The organism is Azospirillum sp. TSO5, assembly GCF_003116065.1.
Taxonomy (GTDB): domain Bacteria; phylum Pseudomonadota; class Alphaproteobacteria; order Azospirillales; family Azospirillaceae; genus Azospirillum.
The window spans coordinates 1-21,466 of the sequence record NZ_LGQY01000132.1; the positions used below are offsets into that span (position 1 = coordinate 1).

24 protein-coding genes are annotated in these 21,466 nt (G+C 67.9%); 10 read left to right on the forward strand and 14 right to left on the reverse strand.

Going from position 1 to position 21,466, the window contains the following annotated elements; genetic code table 11:
• Positions 1 to 93: 93 nt before the first annotated feature.
• The 6 genes from TSO5_RS28160 to hisB are packed head-to-tail and all read right to left on the reverse strand — an operon-like array spanning position 94 to position 3,927.
• On the reverse strand, positions 94 to 477 hold the full coding sequence (locus tag TSO5_RS28160; RefSeq protein WP_109154714.1) for a phosphoribosyl-ATP diphosphatase: 384 nt from the start codon (positions 475 to 477) through the stop codon (positions 94 to 96).
• Positions 470 to 1,270: an imidazole glycerol phosphate synthase subunit HisF gene (gene hisF / locus TSO5_RS28165; RefSeq protein WP_109154715.1), complete on the reverse strand. Its 801-nt coding sequence runs from the start codon at positions 1,268 to 1,270 to the stop codon at positions 470 to 472. Before hisF ends, TSO5_RS28160 begins: the two co-directional genes overlap by 8 nt.
• On the reverse strand, positions 1,270 to 2,016 hold the full coding sequence (gene hisA / locus TSO5_RS28170) for a 1-(5-phosphoribosyl)-5-[(5-phosphoribosylamino)methylideneamino]imidazole-4-carboxamide isomerase (protein ID WP_109074916.1): 747 nt from the start codon (positions 2,014 to 2,016) through the stop codon (positions 1,270 to 1,272). Before hisA ends, hisF begins: the two co-directional genes overlap by 1 nt.
• A 41-nt stretch (positions 2,017 to 2,057) precedes the next feature.
• A complete protein-coding gene (locus TSO5_RS28175; protein ID WP_109154716.1) occupies positions 2,058 to 2,600 on the reverse strand; it encodes a GNAT family N-acetyltransferase in 543 nt (180 codons plus the stop codon).
• A gap of 4 nt (positions 2,601 to 2,604) precedes the next feature.
• Complete coding sequence (gene hisH, locus TSO5_RS28180; RefSeq protein WP_109154717.1) at positions 2,605 to 3,249, reverse strand: imidazole glycerol phosphate synthase subunit HisH; 645 nt, start codon at positions 3,247 to 3,249, stop codon at positions 2,605 to 2,607.
• Between the two features lie 54 nt (positions 3,250 to 3,303).
• Positions 3,304 to 3,927, reverse strand: coding sequence for an imidazoleglycerol-phosphate dehydratase HisB (gene hisB, locus TSO5_RS28185; protein WP_109075005.1), 624 nt, complete (start codon positions 3,925 to 3,927; stop codon positions 3,304 to 3,306).
• A 210-nt stretch (positions 3,928 to 4,137) separates the two neighbouring features.
• On the opposite strand from hisB, the gene TSO5_RS28190 reads away from it, so the two are divergent.
• The 3 genes from TSO5_RS28190 (at position 4,138) to hslU (ending at position 7,623) form a co-directional block, all read left to right on the forward strand.
• Positions 4,138 to 5,589 (forward strand): serine protease, encoded by a 1,452-nt coding sequence (locus tag TSO5_RS28190; protein WP_247871002.1) that lies wholly within the window; start codon positions 4,138 to 4,140, stop codon positions 5,587 to 5,589.
• 103 nt (positions 5,590 to 5,692) lie between these two features.
• Entirely contained in the window at positions 5,693 to 6,256 is a 564-nt protein-coding gene (gene hslV, locus TSO5_RS28195) for an ATP-dependent protease subunit HslV (RefSeq protein WP_085090547.1), read from the forward strand.
• Positions 6,257 to 6,261: 5 nt separating this feature from the next.
• A complete protein-coding gene (hslU, locus tag TSO5_RS28200) occupies positions 6,262 to 7,623 on the forward strand; it encodes an ATP-dependent protease ATPase subunit HslU (protein ID WP_109154719.1) in 1,362 nt (453 codons plus the stop codon).
• A gap of 64 nt (positions 7,624 to 7,687) precedes the next feature.
• On the opposite strand, the gene TSO5_RS28205 is transcribed toward hslU, so the two are convergent.
• Both TSO5_RS28205 and TSO5_RS28210 read right to left on the reverse strand, forming a co-directional pair.
• Positions 7,688 to 8,902 (reverse strand): murein transglycosylase A, encoded by a 1,215-nt coding sequence (locus TSO5_RS28205; protein ID WP_109154720.1) that lies wholly within the window; start codon positions 8,900 to 8,902, stop codon positions 7,688 to 7,690.
• Complete coding sequence (locus TSO5_RS28210) at positions 8,902 to 9,597, reverse strand: Tim44/TimA family putative adaptor protein (protein ID WP_109154743.1); 696 nt, start codon at positions 9,595 to 9,597, stop codon at positions 8,902 to 8,904. Before TSO5_RS28210 ends, TSO5_RS28205 begins: the two co-directional genes overlap by 1 nt.
• Before the next feature lie 209 nt (positions 9,598 to 9,806).
• Between TSO5_RS28210 and TSO5_RS28215 the strand changes: the two genes are divergently transcribed.
• Both TSO5_RS28215 and secB read left to right on the forward strand, forming a co-directional pair.
• Entirely contained in the window at positions 9,807 to 10,445 is a 639-nt protein-coding gene (locus TSO5_RS28215; protein ID WP_109154721.1) for an FxsA family protein, read from the forward strand.
• A 184-nt stretch (positions 10,446 to 10,629) separates the two neighbouring features.
• The gene (secB, locus tag TSO5_RS28220; RefSeq protein WP_109074923.1) at positions 10,630 to 11,118 is read left to right on the forward strand and encodes a protein-export chaperone SecB; all 489 of its coding nucleotides are present in this window, start codon (positions 10,630 to 10,632) and stop codon (positions 11,116 to 11,118) included.
• Positions 11,119 to 11,373: 255 nt separating this feature from the next.
• Here the strand turns inward: secB and rho are convergent, their stop codons facing one another.
• The 4 genes from rho to hemE all read right to left on the reverse strand — a co-directional run bounded on the left by rho (position 11,374) and on the right by hemE (position 15,733).
• On the reverse strand, positions 11,374 to 12,630 hold the full coding sequence (gene rho / locus TSO5_RS28225; protein ID WP_085086916.1) for a transcription termination factor Rho: 1,257 nt from the start codon (positions 12,628 to 12,630) through the stop codon (positions 11,374 to 11,376).
• Positions 12,631 to 13,026: 396 nt separating this feature from the next.
• The gene (gene hemJ, locus TSO5_RS28230; protein WP_109154722.1) at positions 13,027 to 13,455 is read right to left on the reverse strand and encodes a protoporphyrinogen oxidase HemJ; all 429 of its coding nucleotides are present in this window, start codon (positions 13,453 to 13,455) and stop codon (positions 13,027 to 13,029) included.
• Positions 13,456 to 13,510: 55 nt separating this feature from the next.
• On the reverse strand, positions 13,511 to 14,617 hold the full coding sequence (gene hemH / locus TSO5_RS28235; RefSeq protein WP_109154723.1) for a ferrochelatase: 1,107 nt from the start codon (positions 14,615 to 14,617) through the stop codon (positions 13,511 to 13,513).
• Between the two features lie 90 nt (positions 14,618 to 14,707).
• Positions 14,708 to 15,733 carry a uroporphyrinogen decarboxylase gene (gene hemE / locus TSO5_RS28240; protein ID WP_109154744.1) on the reverse strand — a complete coding sequence of 342 codons (1,026 nt, stop codon included), beginning with the start codon at positions 15,731 to 15,733 and terminating at the stop codon, positions 14,708 to 14,710.
• A gap of 525 nt (positions 15,734 to 16,258) precedes the next feature.
• Here hemE and TSO5_RS28245 point away from each other — a divergent pair.
• The 5 genes from TSO5_RS28245 to dnaQ are packed head-to-tail and all read left to right on the forward strand — an operon-like array spanning position 16,259 to position 19,894.
• Complete coding sequence (locus TSO5_RS28245) at positions 16,259 to 17,098, forward strand: pyruvate, water dikinase regulatory protein (protein ID WP_085086922.1); 840 nt, start codon at positions 16,259 to 16,261, stop codon at positions 17,096 to 17,098.
• A complete protein-coding gene (locus tag TSO5_RS28250) occupies positions 17,095 to 17,700 on the forward strand; it encodes a Maf family protein (protein WP_109154724.1) in 606 nt (201 codons plus the stop codon). Before TSO5_RS28245 ends, TSO5_RS28250 begins: the two co-directional genes overlap by 4 nt.
• A complete protein-coding gene (locus tag TSO5_RS28255; RefSeq protein WP_109154725.1) occupies positions 17,697 to 18,563 on the forward strand; it encodes a shikimate dehydrogenase in 867 nt (288 codons plus the stop codon). Before TSO5_RS28250 ends, TSO5_RS28255 begins: the two co-directional genes overlap by 4 nt.
• Positions 18,564 to 18,573: 10 nt before the next feature.
• Complete coding sequence (coaE, locus tag TSO5_RS28260) at positions 18,574 to 19,218, forward strand: dephospho-CoA kinase (protein WP_109154726.1); 645 nt, start codon at positions 18,574 to 18,576, stop codon at positions 19,216 to 19,218.
• Positions 19,211 to 19,894: a DNA polymerase III subunit epsilon gene (dnaQ, locus tag TSO5_RS28265; protein ID WP_109154727.1), complete on the forward strand. Its 684-nt coding sequence runs from the start codon at positions 19,211 to 19,213 to the stop codon at positions 19,892 to 19,894. The genes coaE and dnaQ overlap by 8 nt, the downstream gene beginning before the upstream one ends.
• 39 nt (positions 19,895 to 19,933) lie before the next feature.
• On the opposite strand, the gene TSO5_RS28270 is transcribed toward dnaQ, so the two are convergent.
• Positions 19,934 to 20,908 carry a quinone oxidoreductase gene (locus tag TSO5_RS28270; RefSeq protein WP_109154728.1) on the reverse strand — a complete coding sequence of 325 codons (975 nt, stop codon included), beginning with the start codon at positions 20,906 to 20,908 and terminating at the stop codon, positions 19,934 to 19,936.
• Between the two features lie 47 nt (positions 20,909 to 20,955).
• Positions 20,956 to 21,453, reverse strand: a complete 498-nt coding sequence (locus TSO5_RS28275; RefSeq protein ID WP_109154729.1) for a methylated-DNA--[protein]-cysteine S-methyltransferase — start codon at positions 21,451 to 21,453, stop codon at positions 20,956 to 20,958.
• Positions 21,454 to 21,466: the final 13 nt, after the last annotated feature.

The window sequence follows — 21,466 nt, forward strand, 5'->3', positions numbered from 1 at the left end:
CGGGCTTCGCCCGCCCTCCGGTCGGCCCCACACTTCACCTTCAATGACGCTGGCACTTCACGTTCATTGTCGCGCTCCAGTGGGGAGTCCCGATCAAGCTTTACGGGACTTCTTCTCGTCGATGCCGCTGGTGCCCTCGCGCTGGGCGAGCTTGCTCCAGACCTCCGCCGGATCCAGTCCGAGGTCGGCCCACAGCACCAGCAGGTGATAGAGCAGGTCGGCGGATTCCGCGGCCAGCGCCGCCTTGTCGCCCCGCACGGCCTCGAGGATCGCCTCCACCGCCTCCTCGCCCACCTTCTGGGCGATCTTGGCGGTGCCGCGGCTGTAGAGCTTCGCGGTGTAGGAGGTCTCCGGATCCGCCCCCTTGCGGGCCAACACGGTGGTGAACAGCCGGTCGAGCACCTCGGCGGACAGAGGGGCCGACGGCAGGGCCGCCGCCTTTTCGGCCGCCTTCTCTACTGCCTTCTTGTCACCCATTGGCTTTCTCCGCGGCAGCCGTCTCCACCACCTTGGCCGGGCGCACCGGAATGCCGGCGGCACTCAGCGCCGCCTTGGCCTGACCGATGGTGTAGGTGCCGAAATGGAAGATCGAGGCGGCGAGCACCGCGGTGGCGTGGCCCTCGCGGATGCCCTCCACCAGATGGTCGAGCGTACCGACGCCGCCGGACGCGATCACCGGAATGCGGATCGAGTCCGCCACCGTGCGCGTCAACTCCAGATCGAAGCCGCTTTTGGTGCCGTCGCGGTCCATCGAGGTCAGCAGGATTTCGCCCGCCCCCAGCGATTCCATCCGCTTGGCCCATTCCACCGCGTCGATGCCGGTGGCGTTGCGCCCGCCATGGGTGAAAACCTCCCATTTGCCGGGAGCGACCTTCTTGGCGTCGATGGCGACGACGATGCATTGGGCGCCGAACTTCTCGGCCCCCTCGCGCACGAACTCCGGACGGTGGATCGCCGCGGTGTTGATCGACACCTTGTCGGCGCCGGCCAGCAGCAGCTTGCGGATGTCGTCCACCGTGCGCACGCCGCCGCCGACGGTCAGCGGCATGAAGACCTGCTCCGCCGTCCGCCGCACCACGTCGAAGATGGTGTCGCGGTTCTCGTGGCTGGCGGTGATGTCGAGGAAGGTCAGCTCGTCGGCCCCCTCGCGGTCATAGACGCGGGCCTGTTCCACCGGATCGCCGGCATCGACCAGATCGACAAAGTTGACCCCCTTGACCACCCGGCCGTCCTTGACGTCCAGGCAGGGGATGACGCGCATCTTCAGCATCAGTCGGCGTCCTCGACGGCGGGGGCGGAGAGCAGGGCCAGCGCCTCTTTCGGATCGATCCGGCCGTCATACAGCGCACGGCCGCAGATCACGCCCTCGATCCCGGTATCCTCCTCCAACTTCAGCGCCTTCAGGTCCTCGATGGAGGAGACGCCGCCCGACGCGATCACCGGGGTGGTCAGATGGAAGGCGAGGTCGGAGGTGGACTCGACATTGACGCCGCCCATGGCGCCGTCGCGGTTGATGTCGGTGTAGATGATGGCGGCGACGCCGCAGTCCTCGAACTTCAGCGCCAGATCGAGCGCCTTGATGTCGGAGGTCTCGGCCCAGCCGGCCACCGCGACATAGCCTTCGCGCGCGTCGATGCCGACGGCGACCTTGCCGGGGAACTCGCGGCAGGCGGCCTTGACCAACTCCGGATCACGCAGCGCCACCGTGCCCAGGATGACGCGGCTGATCCCCTTCTCCAGCCACATGCCGATGGTGTTCAGATCGCGGATGCCGCCGCCGAGCTGGACCGGAATGGTCACCGACTTCAGGATGCTTTCCACCGCGGCGCCGTTCACCGGCTTGCCTTCGAAGGCGCCGTTGAGGTCGACCAGATGCAGCCATTCGAAGCCCTGGCTCTGGAACAGGCGGGCCTGTTCGCCGGGATCGGTGTTGAAGACCGTGGCCTGGCTCATCTCGCCGCGCAGCAGGCGGACGCAGGCACCGTCCTTGAGGTCGATGGCGGGATAGATGATCATCGCGGGCGTCTTCCTATGGCGTGGCTGGCGGTTGTCGGGCGTTATTCGGCGGGCGGCTGGGAATCGGGCTGAAGGTCTTTGCAGTAAAAATGTCCGGCAAGCGGCTTGCCCTGCACCAGCGCATAGAAGGGATGGGTGCCCCAGCGCTTGAAGCCGAGCGATTCGTAGAGCGTGATGGCCGCCTCCTGCGTCACCCGGACGTCCAGGTTCAGCACCTGGAAGCCGACGGCGCGCGCCTCCTCCACCACCGCCAGGGTCAGGCGGCGGGCAAGGCCGTGGCCGCGCGCCCAGGGGGCGACGAAGCTGGTGGTCAGCTGGGCGGCGTGGGCCTGCGCCTCGTTGTTGCGCGGCGGCTTGACCAACTGGGCGGATCCGGCCACCACCCCGTCGAGGCGGGCGACGAACAGCACCCGTTCCGGCACCACCAGCACGCCCTTCCAGAAGCGCTCCATCACGTCGCGCGGCGGCGGCTCGACCCAGCCGAAGCCGCCGCCGGCGCGGATGGCATCGTCGGCCGCGTCGCACAGGTCGTGCAGGTCGGCGGTCTTCAGCGCATCGACCTTGTCGATGGCGATCTCGGCCATCGCGTCAGACCTTCCAGCGCAGGAAATTGGCGATCAGCGCCAGACCGGTGGCCTGGCTCTTTTCCGGGTGGAACTGCGTGCCGACCAGATTGTCGCGCCCGACCACCGCAGCGAATGGTCCGCCGTAATCGGCGGACGCGATCAGCGTGTCGGGGTCGGCCGGCTTGAACTGGTAGGAATGGACGAAATAGGCATGCGCGCCCTCCGGCAGCCCGGCCAGGACCGGGTGCGGACGGCGGATGTTCAGCTCGTTCCAGCCCATATGCGGGATTTTCAGGGTGGGATCGGCCGGTTCCAGCTTCACCACCTCGCCGCGGATCCAGCCGAGCCCCTCGGTCACGCCATATTCGCGGCCGCGTTCGGCCATCAGCTGCATGCCGACGCAGATGCCCAGGAAGGGCCGGCCGCGGCGGTGCACCACCTCCTCCAGCGCGTCGAGCATGCCGGGAACTTCCGACAGGCCGCGCTTGCAGTCGGCAAAGGCGCCGACGCCGGGCAGCACCACGCGGTCAGCATGGCGGACCGCATCGGCGTCGGAGGTGACGAGGACATTGTAGGAGGCTTCGGCTTCGCCGGCCGCGCGCTCGATCGCCTTGGCGGCGGAGCGCAGGTTGCCGGAGCCGTAATCGATCAGCGCGACCGTTTCCATGGACGTGACAAACCTTCCGATAGGACGGCGGAGGGAGACTTCAGGTCCCCGCCGTCAGAGCGATCCGCCGAGCGTGCCCTTGGTGGAGGGCACCGCATCGCGCTTGCGCGGGTCGATCTCCACCCCGGCGCGCAGCGCGCGGGCAAGCGCCTTGTAGCAGCTTTCCACGATATGATGGTTGTTCTCGCCATACAGGTTCTCGACGTGCAGCGTCACGCCGGCGGCCATGGCGAAGGCCTGGAACCACTCGCGGAACAGCTCGGTATCGAAATCGCCGATCTTGTCGCGGGTGAAGTTCACCTTCCAGATCAGGTAGGGCCGGTTGGAGAAGTCCAGCGCCACCCGCGTCAGCGTCTCGTCCATCGGGACATAGGAATGGCCATAGCGCTGGATGCCTTTGCGGTCGCCCAGCGCCTTCGCCACCGCCATGCCGATGGCGATGCCGGTGTCCTCGGTGGTGTGGTGATAGTCGATGTGCAGGTCGCCGTCGGCCAGGACCGTCAGGTCCATCAGGCTGTGGCGCGACAGCTGCTCCAGCATATGGTCGAGGAAGCCGACCCCCGTCTTGACGTCGTAGACGCCGGTGCCGTCCAGGTTCAGCGCGACCCGGATCCGGGTCTCCGTGGTGTTCCGCTCGATCGAGGCGCGGCGGCCGCCGTTGGTGGGGGTCTGGTCCATGGCGGTTTTGTAGCAGGAAGCATCCGCACGCGCCAGCATCCGGCACGAATGATGCGCGCTCTGTCCATTCCGACGATTGTCCTACATGGGTGTGCGGGGTACAGTCTTTCACATCCCCTGCGTGCATATCCGCTTATGACGACCCACCCGCGCCCATTCGCCGCAGCTTTGATTCTCCTTCTCGGCCTTTTGCCGGCCGGCTGCGGCGGCATGTCCCCGCCTCCGCCGGCCGGAAAGGCGGCGGCGCCGGTCGCCGCCGGGACCACCGCGCCCTTCCGCTTCGGCGAGCTGACCATCGGCTCGATGCGGCGCGGAATGCAGATCGGCCGCTATGTCTGGGGCATCGACTGCGCCCCGCCCTATGACGACGTCTATTGGACCAGCGGCGTCAACATGCGGCGCGGCTCCACTTTCGACGAGCGGTTCGCCGAGGTGATGACCGCCGCCGGCTTCGACGTGGTCGGCCGGCCCGGCGGTCCCGACAACCCCGATGGCAACCGCAGCCGCGCCCGCTTCACCGTGCAGGGCGACCTCCGCGACGTGCAGCTGGAGCTGTGCCACCGCACCAACTGGCTGACCGGCAGCAGCAAGGGCAGCTCCGGCACTGGCAGCGTGAAGGTGGAATGGACGGTCTATGACGCGCGCGGCGACGGGCTGGTCCACCGTGTGGTCACCACCGGCACCACCGCGCGGGAGAGCGGCGTGCCCCAGGGCGACACCATGCTGGTCGAGGAGGCCTTCGCCGCGGCGGTGGAGGCGCTCGCCGCCGATGCCGGTTTCCGTGCTCTGCTGTCCGGCGGCTCCCTGCCCTCCCCGGCCGCGCCGCCATCGACGGTGTTTCCCGTGGCGGCACCGGCCGGATCCGGCCCCATTCCGCTGACGCCGGCCGCCACGCCGGCGACGGCTCCCTCCGCTCCGGTCGCAGCCCCTGCACAGGCTGCCTCTAGCCGCCTGCTCCTGCGCGGCGGGGCCGGAGGTGGGACCGGATCTGGCCGCATCGCATCGGCGAGGATACCGGTCGGCCGGTCGCACGGGCTGGTGATCGGAGAAACCGATGTTGCCGGCGAGGTGCAGGCGGTGCTGCTGTCTCCCCTCTCCGGCTCTGACCCCACCGTCACGGTGCGGCCGGCCCGTGGCGTGGAGCTGACCGGCTGGGTGGTTGGGCGCGACGCGGCCAGCGGTTTTGCCCTGGTTCGGGTGCCTGCACGGTTGCCCGCCCTGCCCGTCCGTACCGCAACCCCGCGCATCAGCGAACCGGTGAAGGCGGTCGTCGGCGGACGCAACAAGGAAATGGGCGGCATCATCGGCGGTCTGCCGGCGGACGAGGCTCGTAGCGGCGCACTGATCCAGGCGGATCTGGGCTCGGCCGACCTGTTCACCGCGGTGACGCAAGCCGGTGATCCGCTGTTCGACGGAAGCGGCGCTCTGATCGGCGTGGCACCGGCCGCCGGCCGCTCCCCCGTCACGCCGGCCGGACTGGTGGAGTTCCTGGCGGTCGGCCCGCTGCTCGACCGGCTCGGGGCGGATCCAGTGGCCGCCGTTCAGCCTTCCGCTCCATCCAAACCGGGCAAATCACGCCGCAACAGCCCACCCGACCCGCCATGGGAGGACGAGGCGCCAGACGGCGAACTGCTTGACGGCGACATCGCCCCTCCCACATAGACCGGATGTCCTGCCGCCACGATTCAAAGGGGTCCGCGCGCCGCATCGGCGCAGCACTCCAGGGGGCGGCAGGCCGTTCCCCATTTTCCAGCGTGGTTTCCGCATGACCTATCCAGCGTCCAATCCACACGATCCCATCCAATGGCACGGCACCACCATCCTGTCAGTGCGCAAGAACGGTCAGGTGGTGATCGCCGGCGACGGGCAGGTCTCGGTCGGCCAGACGGTGATGAAGGCCAACGCGCGCAAAGTCCGCTGGCTGGCCGGCGGCACGGTGATGGCGGGCTTCGCCGGCGCCACCGCCGACGCGCTGACCCTGTTCGAGCGGCTGGAGGGCAAGCTGGAGCAGTATCCCGGCCAGCTGACCCGCGCCTGCGTCGAGATGGCCAAGGACTGGCGCACCGACCGTTACCTGCGACGCCTTGAAGCGATGATGGCCGTCGCCGACAAGTCCGTCAGCCTCGTGCTGACCGGCAACGGCGACGTGCTGGAGCCGGAGGACGGGCTGATCGGCATCGGCTCCGGCGGGTCCTACGCCCTGTCGGCGGCGCGTGCGCTGATCGACATCGACGGGATGGATGCGGAGGCGGTGGCGCGCAAGGCGATGAGGATCGCCGCCGGCATCTGCGTCTACACCAATGAAAACGTCACCCTGGAAAAGCTGTGACCGCCATGAGCCAGAACACCAGCCAGACCGCCAGCACCGCAACCGTCTCCGCCGATAGCGCCGCCTTCAGCCCGCGCGAGATCGTCTCGGAACTCGACCGCTACATCGTCGGCCAGAACGATGCCAAGCGCGCGGTCGCCATCGCGCTTCGCAACCGCTGGCGCCGGCAGCAGCTGCCGGAGGGCCTGCGCGAAGAGGTGTTGCCGAAGAACATCCTGATGATCGGCCCGACCGGCGTCGGCAAGACCGAGATCGCCCGCCGCCTCGCCCGGCTGGCCCAGGCCCCCTTCCTGAAGGTGGAGGCCACCAAGTTCACCGAGGTCGGCTATGTCGGCCGCGACGTCGAGCAGATCGTCCGCGATCTGGTGGAGGCCGCCATCGGCCTGACCCGCGAGCGCCTGCGCAAGGAGGTCGCCGCCAAGGCCGAACTGCGCGCCGAGGAGCGCGTGCTCGACGCGCTGTGCGGCGACAGCGCCAGTGCGGAGACGCGCGCCAAGTTCCGCAAGATGCTGCGCGAAGGCACGCTGAACGACAAGGAGATCGAGGTCCAGGTCGCCGACACCGGGGCCGGCAACATGCCGACTTTCGACATCCCCGGCATGCCGGGCGCCCAGATGGGCATGCTGAACCTGAACGACATGTTCGGCAAGATGATGGGCGGCCGCACCAAGACCCGCCGCATGACGGTGGCCGAAAGCCACGGCGTGCTGATGGCCGAGGAATCCGACAAGCTGCTGGACCAGGAAAAGGTGGTGGCGGAGGCGATCCGCGCGGTCGAGCAGAACGGCATCGTCTTCCTGGACGAGATCGACAAGATCTCCGCCCGCTCCGACGCCCGTGGCGCCGATGTCAGCCGCGAGGGCGTTCAACGCGACCTGCTGCCGCTGATCGAAGGCACGACGGTGTCGACCAAGCACGGCCCGGTGAAGACCGACCATATCCTGTTCATCGCGTCGGGCGCCTTCCACATCGCCAAGCCGTCCGACCTGCTGCCCGAACTGCAGGGCCGCCTGCCGATCCGGGTCGAGCTGAAGGCGCTGAGCCAGGACGACTTCAAGCGCATCCTGACCGAACCGGAAGCCAGCCTGATCCGTCAGTACAAGGCGCTGATGAAGACGGAGGAGGTCGATCTGGTCTTCACCGACGACAGCATCGACGAGCTGGCCCGTCTGGCGGCGGAGATCAACAGCTCCGTCGAGAACATCGGCGCCCGCCGCCTGCACACGGTGTTGGAGCGCCTGCTGGAGGAGATCAGCTTCGCCGCCAGCGACCGCGCCGGCGAGACGATCACCATCGACGCCGCCCTGGTTCGCGAGCGGGTCGGTGGTCTGGCGAAGAACGCTGATCTGTCGAAGTTCATTCTGTGAGGACGCGGGGGGCACTCGCATCGGGTGCCCCCTGCTTCACGTGAAACATTCCTCTGCCGGGCCCCTACCCGCCTGCCGCCACCTTCACGCTCTTCGGCAGCAGCAGCGCATAACTCCCACGGCTCTTCATCAACCCCGCCCGCTGCTCCGCCTCCGGGCCATGACCCCAGAAGACGTCGCCGCGCACCGGACCGCGGATCGCCCCGCCCGTGTCCTGGGCGACCAGCAGCCGCTGCAGCCGCTGCCCGGCATCCAACGGGTCCTCGGCATCCAGCCAGACCGGCACGCCATAGGGCATGAACTTGGAATCCACCGCCAGACTGCGGCCGGGGGTCAGCGCCACGCCCTGGGCACCGTTGGGGCCGTCGCCCGACAGCGGCTGGAAGAAGACGTAGGACGGGTTGACGTTCATCACCGCCGGGGCCTGATCGGGATGGGCGAGCAGCCAAGCGCGGATGGTCTGCAGCGAGACCTCTTCCCGCTTCAGCGCGCCGCGCTCGATCAGTTCCTTGCCGATGGCGACGTACTTATGGCCGTTCTGGCCGGCGTAGCCGACGCGCATCTCGCCGCCGCCATCGCCTTCATTGGCGAGCCGGATCCGCCCCGACCCCTGGATTTGCAGGAAGAATGCGCCGATCGGGTCCTTCACCCAGACCAGTTCCAGGCCCTTGCCCTTGAGCGACCCCGCGACGATGGCGGCACGATCCTCGTAGGGTTTCAGCTTGCCGTCGATCACCCGGCCGGCGGTCCGCTCCCCCTTCCAGCGATCGGAGAAATCGCCGAGATCGACCATCACCAGATCGGCCGGCCGGCGATAAAGCGGCACCGGATAGGCCGGATCCGGCCGACGGCTGCCCTCCAGCTCGGCCTCGTAATAGCCGGTGAACAGCCCCTCGCGCGTGCCGTTGTTGCCGGCGGCATAGGGGGTGAAGTTCGCCTCGAAAAAGGCGCGGGCGGCGGCATCGTCGCCGGGCGGCAGATCCGCCAGCTGCGCGCAAGGGCCCTGCCAGTCGCCAATGGTTCCCGCCACACCGCTCGGCCCGACCGGCCGGTCTTTCGGCTGCGTCTTGAAGCGGGTGCAGGAGCGGACGAGTGCGGGGACAGCCTGGGCCACCGGGTCGGTGCGCCAGCCGGCCAAGTCGGCGAAGGACAGCGGAGCCAGGGTCAGGGCATCGGGCGGCGGCTTCGCCTCTTCCTTGGGGGCGCAGGCCGAAAACAGCAACGCCACAGCCCCGAAGAGGGCGATGGCGCTGAAACCTGTACGGTGATGGAACGTCATTACTGAACCGGACGCACCTCGACCAGCGCCCAGTTGGGATCGCGGGAGCGGAGATTGCGGGCGAAGGTCCAGACGTCGGTGTTCTCGACCAGCGCCTTGGGATCGCCGTCGATGACGGCGCCGTCGCGGTCGCGCACCACATTCACCTGATCGGTGACCAGACGCACGGTGACGCGGGCGGTGCGGCCGGCATCCAGCTTCGCCTCCACCACCTCGGCCTCGCGCACCAGTTCGATGCGGGCCTCGTGCTGCTCGCCGGCGGCCTGACGGTCGCGGATGACGCGGGCGAAGCTGTCATAGACATCGTCGGCCAGCAGCGGACGCAGCGTCGCGGTGTCGCCGCGGGCGAAGGCGTCGACGATCATGGCGAAGGCAGCCTTGGCGCCCTCCAGGAAATGCTTCTCGTCAAAATTCGGATCGGCGGCCCGGATCTGGTCGATGGAGGCGGCCAGCGACAGCGGCTCGTCCGAGGCCGTCACGTCCGCACCAGGTGCGACATCAGGCCGCGGCCGGTTGCGCTCCGGCAGGGGCACGACATTGTCGGGCTTCGCCGGGTTCGGAGCGGCGGTGAAGGGGTTGGAGCGCTGACGCTCCTCCCCCGTCCGGCGGCCGAGGACGCTGCGCAGCCGATAAACGAGGAAGGCCGCGATCATCGCGAAGATCACGATCTCGATGAACACGAACCCGTCTCCCATCATCTGTTCCTTCCAAAACGACTTGTCGTGAGCTTTGTGCCGCGGCGAAATCGCCGACGGATCCGGCCCGCCTCTGGACCTTGCGGCCGGTCGGCATTACGTGTTGCTTGCCCGCCAGCAACGGCCAATTGGATGAGGCCGACGGTGTTTCGACCGGACGACCTATCCAAACCTAGATAGGGGCAGCGAGCCCGAAGAGCAAGGACACCATGAATCCCCTGTTGTTGATCCTTCTTCTGCCGATCCTGGAGATCGTCGGATTCATCCAGGTCGGCGATTGGATCGGCGCCGGGCCAACCATCGGGCTGCTGGCCCTGTCGGCAGTGGTGGGTGTGCTGCTGGTCCGCCACCAGGGTCTGGCCTCGCTGACCCGCGCCCAGGCCGCAGCCGCCCGCGGCGAGGCGCCGATCGGCACCGTTCTGGACGGTTTCTGCGCCGTGCTGGCCGGCATCCTGCTGATCATCCCCGGCTTCCTGACCGACATCTTGGGCATCGCCCTGCTGATCGGGCCGCTGCGCCGCGGCATCGGCCGTTGGCTGCTCGGCCGCTTGGGGGCCGGGATGCCGGTCTTCACCACCACCGCCGGCCGTCCCGGCTTCGGCGCCGGCAATTTCGGAGCCGGGGGATTCGGCGGACCCGGTTTCGGCGCGGACGGCCCCCGCCCGGCCGATGATCCTTTCCGCCCCACCACCGGCGTGCCCGGCGTGATCGACGGCGACTACCGCGACGTTACGCCCGGCGAGAGCAAGATGGGGGACGGGAAGATGGGCGAGGAAACCGACGACCGCGACGCGCCCCGGCTGACCGATTCCCAATGGGGGAAGCACCGCCCGGATGAGCGGCGCTGACCGGCCGGCGGGCCGGCGGTTTCCGTTGGCAGGACGACCGATCCGTGATAGCCAGCCCCTTGGGCGAAGGCACAACCGTCGCGAACCACCCCCTGTCACCTCACATCCGGGTCGGCCCACCGTCCCCGCCCCTTCCCGATGCGGAACGATGGCCGGGACGACAGCCGGCGATTAGGAGTCCGTTATGTCCGATCAGATGAGCAACGGCGCCGAGCAGCAGCAGACCTCTTCGCTGCCGATGCATGTCCTCGCGCAGTATGTGAAGGACTTCTCGTTCGAGAACCCCAACGCCCCGCAGAGCCTGCTGCCGAACCAGCCGCAGCCGCAGGTGAACATCGGTGTCGACGTCCAGGGCCAGAAGGTCGGCGACGACATCTATGAGCTGACGCTGAACCTGCGCTGCGAGGCCCGCCAGGGCGAATCCGTGGCCTTCCTGGTCGAACTGGCCTATGGCGCGCTGTTCCAGTTCCCCGGCCTGCCGGAAGAGCATCACCGCCCTGTCCTGATGATCGAAGGCGCCCGGATGATCTTCCCGTTCGCCCGCGCCATCGTCTCCAGCGCGACCCGCGAAGGTGGCTTCCCGCCGCTGATGATCAACCCGATCGACTTCGCCGAGCTGTACCACCGCCAGTCCGGCCAGCAGGCCGAACAGCCGCAGCAGCCCCCGTTCTGATCCGCTGAGGATCGAACAGAGCCGAAATGAAAAAGGGCGGGTGACCGGAAGGTCCCCGCCCTTTTCTTATGCCGCTCGTTCCGAACCGCCTGCCGCCCCATCCGGCCGTCATTCCCGCGAAGGCGGGAGTCCAGAACCTTTGGAAGCGACCGTCAGGAGAAGCATGGTTCCCCGCCTTCGCGGGGATGACGCTCCCTGAAGGTCCCGGCAAAGATCCGGGCGAGGGGCCGGCAGATCCGGCCCCGGTTCCTGCCCCTACTGGTTCATGCTTTCGAAAAACTCGTTGTTCGACTTGGTGTGCTTCAGCTTGTCGACCAGGAAGTCGACCGCGTCGGTCACGCCCATCGGCATCAGGATGCGGCGCAGGATCCACATCTTCGACATGGTGCCCTTGTCGACCAGCAGTTCCTCCTTGCGGGTGCCCGACTTGGAGATGTCGATGGCCGGGAAGGTGCGCTTGTCGGAGAGCTTGCGGTCCAGCACGATTTCCGAGTTGCCGGTGCCCTTGAACTCTTCGAAGATCACCTCGTCCATGCGGCTGCCGGTGTCGATCAGCGCGGTGGCGATGATGGTCAGCGACCCACCCTCTTCCACATTGCGGGCGGCACCGAAGAAGCGCTTGGGACGCTGCAGGGCGTTGGCGTCGACACCACCGGTCAGCACCTTGCCCGACGACGGAACGACGGTGTTGTAGGCGCGGGCCAGACGGGTGATCGAGTCCAGCAGGATGACCACGTCGCGCTTGTGCTCGACCAGGCGCTTGGCCTTCTCAATCACCATCTCGGCGACCTGGACGTGGCGGGTCGCCGGCTCGTCGAAGGTGGAGCTGATGACCTCGCCGCGGACCGAGCGGGCCATGTCCGTCACTTCTTCCGGACGCTCGTCGATCAAGAGGACGATCAGATAGGCTTCGGGGTGGTTGGTGGCGACCGAATGGGCGATGTTCTGCAGCATCACCGTCTTGCCGGTGCGCGGCGGCGCCACGATCAGCCCGCGCTGCCCCTTGCCCAGCGGCGCCACCAGGTCGACGATGCGGCCGGTGAGGTTCTTCTTGGTCGGGTCCTCGACCTCCATCCGGATGCGTTCTTCCGGATAGAGCGGCGTCAGGTTGTCGAAGTTGATACGGTGACGGACCTTGTCCGGCGTATCGAAATTGATGGTGTTGACCTTCAGCAGGGCGAAGTAGCGCTCACCGTCCTTGGGCGAGCGGATCTGCCCCTCCACCGTGTCGCCGGTGCGCAGGCCGAAGCGGCGCACCTGGCTGGGACTGACATAGATGTCGTCGGGACCCGGCAGATAATTGGCTTCCGGCGAGCGCAGGAAGCCGAACCCGTCCTGCAGCACCTCCAGCACGCCGTCGCCGAAGATCGGAATATCGTTTTCGGCCAGTTGCTTCAGGATCGCGAACATCATGTCCTGCTTGCGCAGCGTGCTCGCGTTCTCGATCTGAAGCTCCTCCGCGAACGCCAGCAGTTCGGCGGGGCTTTTGCACTTCAGCTCTTGGAGATGCATCGGATTGCCTGTGAAATCGTCATGCGGGGGAGTGGCCTTGGGGATGGGAGGTGCCAGAAGGTCCGGCCGACGGCGGTTGGCGGCGGGGGACGCCGCAACGCGGTCGCGTCGGGTGGGCAGCGGGTGGCGCTTTGGCGGGTGCGCGCCAGGGCGTCCGGATAATGGTCGCACAGGAGCGGATCGCCAGCCACCAGGCCCGGCTCAAAGTCAGAGCGTCGGATCGGCAGATGTGGGCGTGGGAGGCCGCGGGGCGAAAACCCCGTGGTCCTGACATGGTTATCGGATCGGCGGACGCAAGTCAAACGAAAGCGAAACCCGCATAGGTCGCCGATTCCGCATTTTCCGGAAGGTGGAAGACGGCGCGTTCACCTGCTGCCAGTCAGAAGGGGCCGCCGGTCAGAAGGGCTTCACGATGACGAAGATGACGATGCCGATCATCAGCAGCGTCGGCACCTCGTTGGCGATGCGGAAGAAGCGCTGCGGCCGGGTGTTGCGGTCCTCGGCGAAGTCCCGGCGCCAACGGGCCATCATCATGTGGCTGACGGTCAGCAGCAGCACGAAGAGGATCTTGGCGTGCAGCCAGCCCTGCTTCATCCATTCCGGCGTCAGCACGATCATGGTGATGCCGAACACGTACGAGGCGATCATCGCCGGGTTCATGATGGCGCGCAGCAGGCGCCGCTCCATCACCTTGAAGGTTTCCGACGCCTCGGACCCGGCCGCCACTTGGCAGTGGTAGACGAACAGCCGCGGCAGGTAGAGCAGCCCCGCCATCCAGGCGATGATGCTGATGACGTGCAGCGCCTTGACCCAATCGTACAGCACCGGGCGTGTCCCCTCTATTCTTTGCGGTTCGGCCGTCGCGGTTCAGCGTTGCGGTTCAGCGCCGCGCCTGCGGGCAGCCGGAGAAGTTGGACGGGCAGATCCGGTCGCCCTTCTGGGAGCAGATCGCCGCCTTGCCCGCGACCGTCTGCCGCACCAGCGCCGCCAGCCCGTCGATGAAGCCGGGATGCACCCCGACGGTCGGCACGCGGGTGAAGTGCGGCACCCCTGCCTCCTTGGCGAGATGGCGGTATTCGACCTCGATCTCCACCAGCGTCTCGGAATGCTCCGACACGAAGGCCATCGGCACCACCAGGATCGGCACGCCGTCCTGGCCGGCGCGGCGGATCTCGGCGTCGGTGCTGGGACCGATCCACTCCATCGGGCCGACGCGGCTCTGGTAGCAGTTGATCCAGTCGAGATCGTCGATGCCCAGCGCCGCGGCGATGGATTCCGCCGTCCGCTCGCATTGCCACTGATAGGGGTCGCCGGCGGCCACCACCTTCTTCGGCAGCCCGTGGGCGGAGAACAGGACGCGCGGCTTGCCATGGGCCTTGGCCGCCTCGTACAGCGGGCGGATCAAATCCGCCGTGCCGTCGATGAAGCCGGGCTGGGTCGGATAGCAGCACAGCAGCTTCGTCGGCGCCGTCAGCCCGACGGTGTTCGCCGCCTCATGCCACGCCTTGGCGCTCGACGCCGTGGTGGTGGTGGAAAATTGCGGGTAGAGCGGCAGCAGCACGACCAGATCCGGGTCGTAGGCCTTCACCCGGGCGGCCGTCTCGGCGCTCATCGGGTGCCAGTAGCGCATGGCGATGAAGACCTTGGTCTCCGCGCCGGCCGTCGCCGGATCTGCCCCCAGCATCGCTTCCAGCGCCGCCGCCTGGGCTTGCGTGTTCTCCAGCAGCGGCGACTTGCCGCCGATCTGGGCATAGATCTCGGTGGCCGGCTTGGCCCGCCGTCCGCTGATCAGGCTGGCGATCAGGAAACGGAACGGGTTCGGCAGCCGGATGATGGCCGGATCGGCGAACAGGTTGAACAGGAAGGGCCGCACCGCCTCCGGCGCGTCGGGACCGCCGAGGTTGAACAGCACGACGGCGACACGCCGCGGCTGGCCGCCGGAGGTTGCGCTGGTCGAGGCGGAGGTCTGGGAGAATTGCTGGCTCATGGTGCCCGCTAAACTGGAGCGTCGCCGTCGCTCTGTCCAGACCCCCTCCGTCGCTTTTTCAGCCCCTTAGCGCCGGTTCGCCGGAAAGCCTCAGCCGCGCCCCGGCCATTCCCGCAGGATGCGGGTCAGATCGGCGACATGCTGCGGCGGGGTCGACTGGATGACGCCGTGTCCCAGGTTGAACACGAAGGGGCCGCCGGCCAACGCCTCCAGGATGTCGCGCGTCGCGGTCTCCAGCGCCTTGCCGCCTGCCGCCAGCATGATCGGGTCGAGGTTTCCCTGCACCGGCAGCCGCGTCTGGAGAGTCTGCGCCGCCCACACCGGCGGGACGGTGGTGTCGAGACCGACGGCGTCCACACGAGCCTCGGCGACGTATTCCTCATAGGCGTGGCCGGCCCCGCGCGGGAAGCCGATGACCGGGGTGTTCGGGTGCTTGGCCTTCACCAGTGCGACGATCCGCCGCGTCGGCTCGATCACCCAGCGGCGGAACTCCGCCACCGGCAGCACGCCGGCCCAGCTGTCGAACAGCTGCACCACTTCGGCCCCCGCCTCGATCTGGCGGCAGAGATAGTCGGCGGTCACCTCGACGATCAGGTCGATCAGCTGGCCGAATCCCGCCGGGTCGCCATAGGCCCAGCGCTTGACGTGCGCATACTCCTTGGAGCCCGCCCCTTCGACCATGTAGCAGGCGATGGTCCAGGGGGCCCCCGCAAAGCCGATCAGCGTCGTGCCCTCCGGAATCGCGGTGGAGAGCCGGCGCACCGTCTCGTAGACCGGCGCCAGCGTCTCGTGGAAGCGGTCGCGCGACAACCGCTTTAGGTCCTCCACGTTGCGGACCGGATCCAGCTTCGGCCCCTCCCCTTCCAGATAGGCCAGCGGCTGCCCCAGGGCATGCGGCACCACCAGGATGTCAGAGAACAGAATCGCCGCGTCCATGCCGTAGCGGCGGAGTGGCTGCAAGGTCACCTCGACCGCGAAGTCGGGATTGTAGCAGAGGTCGAGGAAGCTGCCGGCCTTCGCCCGCAGCTCGCGATATTCCGGCAGATAGCGTCCGGCCTGACGCATCAGCCAGAAGGGCGGACGCGACCGCACCTCTCCCGCCAGGGCGGCGAGCATCGGCTTCAGGGCAGGCTGGGAAGCCTGATTCTGGACGTCGGAGCTGGTGGCGGGCAAGACGGTGCGTTCCTTGGCTTTGCGAATCTGGGACGTGTGAATCTGAATCCCTGCGATTCCAGCGCCGATTCCGCGCCGGATTCCGGGACGGGTTTATCCCCTCTTCTTCACTATATTTTTTAAAGGGAGAAAGGAAGAGGATGAGGTGGATGCCTGTGGATAACGGTGATCCCCGACTCAAGAGAATCTATCCACAGATCCGGGGGCTTGTGCGTCCATGTGCGCGGATCTGTGGACGATTCGGAGCACTACCGTCGGAAACGGCGGAAATGCTATAGCTGGACGAACGGGAGTCCCGTGGATAACAGGGCGGACGGGGCCGGATCTTCCCAGCTTCCGAAGCGGTCGGCGGAGTTGTTCCGCGCTTGGCCGTATCGGGGAGGAGGAGTCCCCCGGTCGGGACGAAACGAAGGCGGATCCGGTTGTCCACAGATCTGGGCCGGGTTCTCCACAGAATGTTGGGGACGGATGAAAGAGTTCCACCTACATCTCGTGTCCGATGCGACGGGCGAGACCATCAACAGCGTGGCGCGCGCCTGCGTCATCCAGTTCGACGACGTGCGTCCCATCGAGCATTTCTGGAATCTGGTGCGGACCGACCGCCAGCTCGACCTCGTGCTGGAGGGGATTCGGGACAACCACGGGCTGGTGATGTTCACGCTGGTCGACGAGACGCTGCGTCGCCGCCTGCAGGATTTCTGCCGCGAGATGCAGGTCCCCTGCATCCCCGTGCTCGATCCGCTGATCAACGCCCTTGCCGCCTTCCTGGGCGTGGAATCGCAGCGCCAGCCCGGCCGCCAGCATGTGCTGGACGCCGAGTATTTCAGCCGGATCGACGCGGTCGATTTCGCCCTGTCCCACGACGACGGCCAGTCGAACTGGGACCTGCACGAGGCCGACGTGGTGCTGATCGGCGTGTCGCGCAGTTCCAAGACGCCGACCTGCATCTATCTGGCCAACCGCGGCATCAAGGCGGCCAACATCCCGCTGGTGCCGGGCAGCCCGCTGCCGGCGGAACTGGACCTGCTGACCCGGCCGCTGATCGTCGGGCTGACCAAGGACCCCGACCGGCTGGTGCAGATCCGCCGCAACCGGCTGAAGCTGCTGAATCAGGGCGAAGGCTCCAGCTACGCCGATCCGGAACTGGTCCGCGCCGAGGTCCAGGAGGCGCGCCGCCTGTTCAGCCGGCGCGGCTGGCCGGTGATCGACGTGTCGCGCCGCTCCATCGAAGAGACCGCGGCCGAGATCATGATGCTGCTCGCCCGCCGCCAGAGCGCCAACTTCAGCCCGGAAGGAAAGAAGACGTGAGCACGGCTCCCAAGCTCGTCCTGGCGTCGGGTTCGCGCACGCGGGCGGCGATGCTGGAGCAGGCCGGCGTGACCGCGATCCTCGACAAGCCGCTGGTCGACGAGGACGAGGTTAAGGCCGCCGGCCGGGCGGAGGGCGTCTCCGCCGACATCGTCGCCGAGGCCCTGGCCGAGCTGAAGGCCCAGCGCATCACCCGCCGCCACCCCGGTGCGCTGGTGGTCGGTGCCGACCAGATGCTGGAATGCGAGGGGCGCTGGTTCGACAAGCCGGCCGACCGCGCCGCGGCGCGTGCCCAGTTGCTCGATCTGCGCGGCAAGACCCACCGGCTGGTCAGCTGTGCCGTGGTGGTGCGCGACGGTGAGCGCATGTGGCACCAGATCGACAGCGCCCGGCTGACCATGCGCAATTTCTCCGAAGCCTTCCTCGACGACTATCTTACCTGTGTCGGCGACGACGTGCTGCACTCGGTCGGCGCCTATCAGCTGGAAGGGCTGGGGGCGCAGCTGTTCCATCGGGTCGAGGGCGACTTCTTCACCATCCTCGGGCTGCCGCTTCTGCCGCTGCTCGGCTTTCTGCGCGTGCATGGAGTGGGCAGGGAATGACGGCGGGTCACTTTATCAGCGGCAAGGCCAAGATCGCCGGTGTGATGGGCTGGCCGATCAGCCATTCGCGGTCGCCCCGGCTGCATGGATTTTGGCTGCGCCAGTATGGGATCGATGGCGCCTATGTGCCGCTGGCGGTGGCGCCCGAGCGCGCGGAACAGGCGATCCGCGCCCTGCCCGCGCTCGGCTTTCGCGGCTGCAACGTCACCGTCCCGTTGAAGGAGATCGCCTTCCGCACCGTCGACCGGCTGGACGAGACCGCGCGGCGCATGGGAGCGGTCAACACCATCGTGGTGGCGGAGGACGGCGCACTGGAAGGCGGCAACACCGACGGCTTCGGCTTCATCGAGAATCTGCGCGCCGAACAGCCGGGCTGGACGGCGGAGCATGGTCCGGCGGTGGTGATCGGTGCCGGCGGTGCCGCCCGCGCCGTGGTGGTCGCCCTGCTCGACGCCGGTGCGCCGGAGGTCCGTCTGGTCAACCGCACCCGCGCCCGTGCCGAGGAATTGGCGGCGGATCTGGCCGCGGCCGGCCTGAATGGCGGTGTGACGGTGGTGGATTGGGTTTCACGTGAAACCGCGCTCGACGGCGCCGCTCTGCTGGTCAACACCACCACCCAGGGCATGGCGGGGCAGCCGGCGCTTGACCTGCCTTTGCGCGCCCTGCCCGTCTCGGCTGTCGTCAACGACATCGTCTATGTGCCTCTGGAAACCCCGCTGCTGGCCGAAGCCAGGGCGCGTGGCAACCCGATGGCCGGCGGCATCGGTATGCTGCTGCATCAGGCGCGTCCCGGCTTCAAGGCCTGGTTCGGCGTCGAGCCGCAGGTGACGCCGGAGCTGACCCGCTTCGTCCTGGAAGGCTGAGGCTCGGGTCATGATCGTGCTGGGTCTGACCGGCTCCATCGGCATGGGCAAGAGCACCGCCGCCCGCATGCTGCAGGCGATGGGTGCCCCGGTCTGCGATTCCGATGCGGTGGTGCATGGGCTGCTCGGCCGGGGCGGCCGGGCGGTGCCGGCCACCGACGCCGCCTTCCCCGGTGTGGTGGTCGACGGCGCGGTCAGCCGCCCGGCGCTGGGGGCGGCGGTGTTCCGCGACCCGGACGCGCTGAAGCGGCTGGAGGCGATCCTGCACCCGATGGTCCAGGCGGCGCAGCGCGACTTCCTCGCGCGAGCTGCACGGCGTGGCGCGAAGATCGCCGTTCTGGACATCCCTTTGCTGTTCGAGACCCATGGCGAGCGTCGCGTCGATGCCACCATCGTCGTCTCCGCACCCTTCGCCGTCCAGCGCGCCCGCGTGCTGGCCCGGCCGGGCATGACGGCGGAGAAGTTCGCCGGTATCCTCGCCCGCCAGATGCCGGACGTGGAGAAGCGGCGGCGCGCCGACTATGTCGTGCCGACGGGTGCCGGTCGGCTGGTGACGCGGCGGGCGCTTCAGGGCATTGTGCGGGACGTGGTACGGCGGCCGGGCAGGCACTGGCCGCCGCGCGGCTATCAACCAGGGCAGATCCATCATGCGTGAAATCGTTCTCGACACCGAAACCACGGGCTTCAAGCCGGAGGAGGGTCACCGGCTGGTCGAGATCGGCTGCATTGAGCTGGTCAACCACCTCGCCACTGGTGAACGCTTCCACGTCTACCTCAACCCCGAACGCGACATGCCGCCGGAGGCCTTTGCCGTCCATGGGCTGAGTTCGGAATTCCTGGCCGACAAGCCGCTGTTCAACGATGTGGCCGCCGATTTCGTCGCCTTCATCGGCGACGCCCCGCTGGTGATCCACAACGCCGCCTTCGACATGCACTTCCTGAATTGGGAGCTGAAGATCGCCGGCCATCCGGTGATGCCGAAGGACCGCGCCATCGACACGCTGCTGATGGCCCGGCAGAAGTTCCCCGGTTCGCCCGCCACCCTGGATGCGCTGTGCAAGCGCTTCGGCGTCGACAACTCCAACCGCACCCTGCACGGCGCGCTGCTCGATGCCCAGCTGCTGGCCGAGGTTTATCTGGAGCTGCTGGGCGGCCGGCAGACCGGCCTGTCCTTCGCCGGCGGTCCGGCATCGAAGAGTGGTCCCGCCGGCCCGGTCCGCATCGACCGCCCCTTCCGCGAAGCCCGCGTCTTCGCCCTCAGCGACGACGAGGTCGCTGCGCATGCGGAGATGCTGAAGAAGATCAAGAACCCGCTTTGGGCGGTGGAGTAAAGGGGCGAGGTTAGGTGGGGGCATTCGCCAGCCGAAACCTTACGGCACCAGCACCGTCGATCCCGTCGTCGCCCGCGCTTCAAGCGCCCGATGCGCCTCCGCCGTGTCCTTCAGCGCAAAGCGCTGGTTCACCGTGAAGGTCACCCCGCCGTTCTTCACCGCGTCGAACAGATCTGCGGCGGACGCCATCAGGTCCTCCCGCTTGGCGGTGTAGGTCGCCAGTGTCGGCCGCGTCACGTACAGCGACCCCTTCGTCGCCAGCAGCCCCAGATCCAGCGGCGCCGGCGCGCCAGACGCGGCGCCGAACAGCACCATCAGCCCACGCGGCCGCAGGCAGTCCAGCCCCTTCAGGAAGGTCGTCTTGCCGACGCCGTCATAGACCACCGGCACGCCCTGCCCGTCCGTCAGATCCTTTACCCGCTGGACGAAATCCTCACGGGTGTAGTCGATGGTGTGGTGACAGCCATGGGCCTTCGCCAGTTCAGCCTTCTCCTCCGACCCGACGGTGCCGATCACCGTGACGCCGAGATGGCGCGCCCAGGAGCACAGCAGCAGCCCCACCCCGCCGGCGGCGGCCTGCACCAGGATGGTATCGCCGGGTTGGACCACATAGGTGCTGCGCAGCAGATACTGCGCGGTCAACCCCTGGAGCAGCGTGGCGGCGGTCGCCTGCTCGTCGAGCCAGCTCGGCAGCGGCACCAGCCGTTCGGCGGCGATCAGGCGGCTCTCGGCGTAAGCGCCGATCGACATGGCGTAGCCGACGCGGTCGCCGATCTTCAGCGTGGTGACATCCGGCCCCAACGCCTCGACAACGCCGGTGCCCGCCATGCCGATCACCGCCGGCAGATCCGGCAGCTTGTAGGCGCCGGAGCGGTGGTAGGTGTCGATGTAGTTCAGTCCGACGGCGGTCTGGCGGATACGCACCTGGCCGGGACCGGGCTCTCCCACCTCGATCTCGTCCCAGCGCAGAACCTCCGGCCCGCCGTGCTCGTGGATGCGGATTGCATGAACCATGGTGGTTTGGTTTCCCTTGTCGTTGGTCGTTGAGTATCGCCCGGCCCTCAGAGCAGCGCGAACTGCTCCGCCGCCGCACCGTTGCCCTGCCCCACACCGGCATGCCGGCGTTCCAGCGCCAGCAGCCAAGCCTTGGTGTCCAGCCCGCCATGGCCGGAATAGCCACCGGGCGCGCCGCCGCTGGCCAGCACCCGGTGACAGGGGATGACGATCGGGATCGGGTTGGCGCCACAGGCGCCTCCGACCGCGCGTGGCCCGCTGCCCAGCATCTTCGCCATCCCGCCATAGGTCGCGGTGCCGCCATAGGGGATCGCAAGCATCGCATCCCACACGCTCCGCCGGAAGGCGGTGCCGGCCGCCTTCAACGGCAGGTCGAAGCGCTGGAGCCGGCCGGCGAAATAAGCCTCCAGCTGGCGCGCCGTCTCGGCCAGCACCGCATCGGGTTCGTCATGGTCGAAGCGGCCCCAGCCGACCGAAGTGAGGGCGGATCCGTCCCCGCTCAGCATCAGGGGCCCCAGCGGGCTGTCGATGGAAAGACGCGCCATGGTTTCCTCCCGC

Bases quoted from the DNA above. Each gene is read 5' to 3' on its own strand.
- hemH (WP_109154723.1), bottom strand. From the start codon at position 14,617: ATGAGCCAGCAATTCTCCCAGACCTCCGCCTCGACCAGCGCAACCTCC.
- TSO5_RS28160 (WP_109154714.1), bottom strand. From the start codon at position 477: ATGGGTGACAAGAAGGCAGTAGAGAAGGCGGCCGAAAAGGCGGCGGCC.
- TSO5_RS28245 (WP_085086922.1), top strand. From the start codon at position 16,259: ATGAAAGAGTTCCACCTACATCTCGTGTCCGATGCGACGGGCGAGACC.
- hisH (WP_109154717.1), bottom strand. From the start codon at position 3,249: ATGGAAACGGTCGCGCTGATCGATTACGGCTCCGGCAACCTGCGCTCC.
- hslV (WP_085090547.1), top strand. From the start codon at position 5,693: ATGACCTATCCAGCGTCCAATCCACACGATCCCATCCAATGGCACGGC.
- hemE (WP_109154744.1), bottom strand. From the start codon at position 15,733: ATGCTCGCCGCCCTGGCGGGAGAGGTGCGGTCGCGTCCGCCCTTCTGG.
- TSO5_RS28215 (WP_109154721.1), top strand. From the start codon at position 9,807: ATGAATCCCCTGTTGTTGATCCTTCTTCTGCCGATCCTGGAGATCGTC.
- rho (WP_085086916.1), bottom strand. From the start codon at position 12,630: ATGCATCTCCAAGAGCTGAAGTGCAAAAGCCCCGCCGAACTGCTGGCG.
- hisF (WP_109154715.1), bottom strand. From the start codon at position 1,270: ATGCTGAAGATGCGCGTCATCCCCTGCCTGGACGTCAAGGACGGCCGG.
- TSO5_RS28275 (WP_109154729.1), bottom strand. From the start codon at position 21,453: ATGGCGCGTCTTTCCATCGACAGCCCGCTGGGGCCCCTGATGCTGAGC.
- TSO5_RS28205 (WP_109154720.1), bottom strand. From the start codon at position 8,902: ATGACGTTCCATCACCGTACAGGTTTCAGCGCCATCGCCCTCTTCGGG.
- TSO5_RS28175 (WP_109154716.1), bottom strand. From the start codon at position 2,600: ATGGCCGAGATCGCCATCGACAAGGTCGATGCGCTGAAGACCGCCGAC.
- coaE (WP_109154726.1), top strand. From the start codon at position 18,574: ATGATCGTGCTGGGTCTGACCGGCTCCATCGGCATGGGCAAGAGCACC.
- TSO5_RS28210 (WP_109154743.1), bottom strand. From the start codon at position 9,597: ATGGGAGACGGGTTCGTGTTCATCGAGATCGTGATCTTCGCGATGATC.
- hslU (WP_109154719.1), top strand. From the start codon at position 6,262: ATGAGCCAGAACACCAGCCAGACCGCCAGCACCGCAACCGTCTCCGCC.
- hisA (WP_109074916.1), bottom strand. From the start codon at position 2,016: ATGATCATCTATCCCGCCATCGACCTCAAGGACGGTGCCTGCGTCCGC.
- TSO5_RS28270 (WP_109154728.1), bottom strand. From the start codon at position 20,908: ATGGTTCATGCAATCCGCATCCACGAGCACGGCGGGCCGGAGGTTCTG.
- TSO5_RS28190 (WP_247871002.1), top strand. From the start codon at position 4,138: ATGTCCCCGCCTCCGCCGGCCGGAAAGGCGGCGGCGCCGGTCGCCGCC.
- secB (WP_109074923.1), top strand. From the start codon at position 10,630: ATGTCCGATCAGATGAGCAACGGCGCCGAGCAGCAGCAGACCTCTTCG.
- TSO5_RS28255 (WP_109154725.1), top strand. From the start codon at position 17,697: ATGACGGCGGGTCACTTTATCAGCGGCAAGGCCAAGATCGCCGGTGTG.
- dnaQ (WP_109154727.1), top strand. From the start codon at position 19,211: ATGCGTGAAATCGTTCTCGACACCGAAACCACGGGCTTCAAGCCGGAG.
- hisB (WP_109075005.1), bottom strand. From the start codon at position 3,927: ATGGACCAGACCCCCACCAACGGCGGCCGCCGCGCCTCGATCGAGCGG.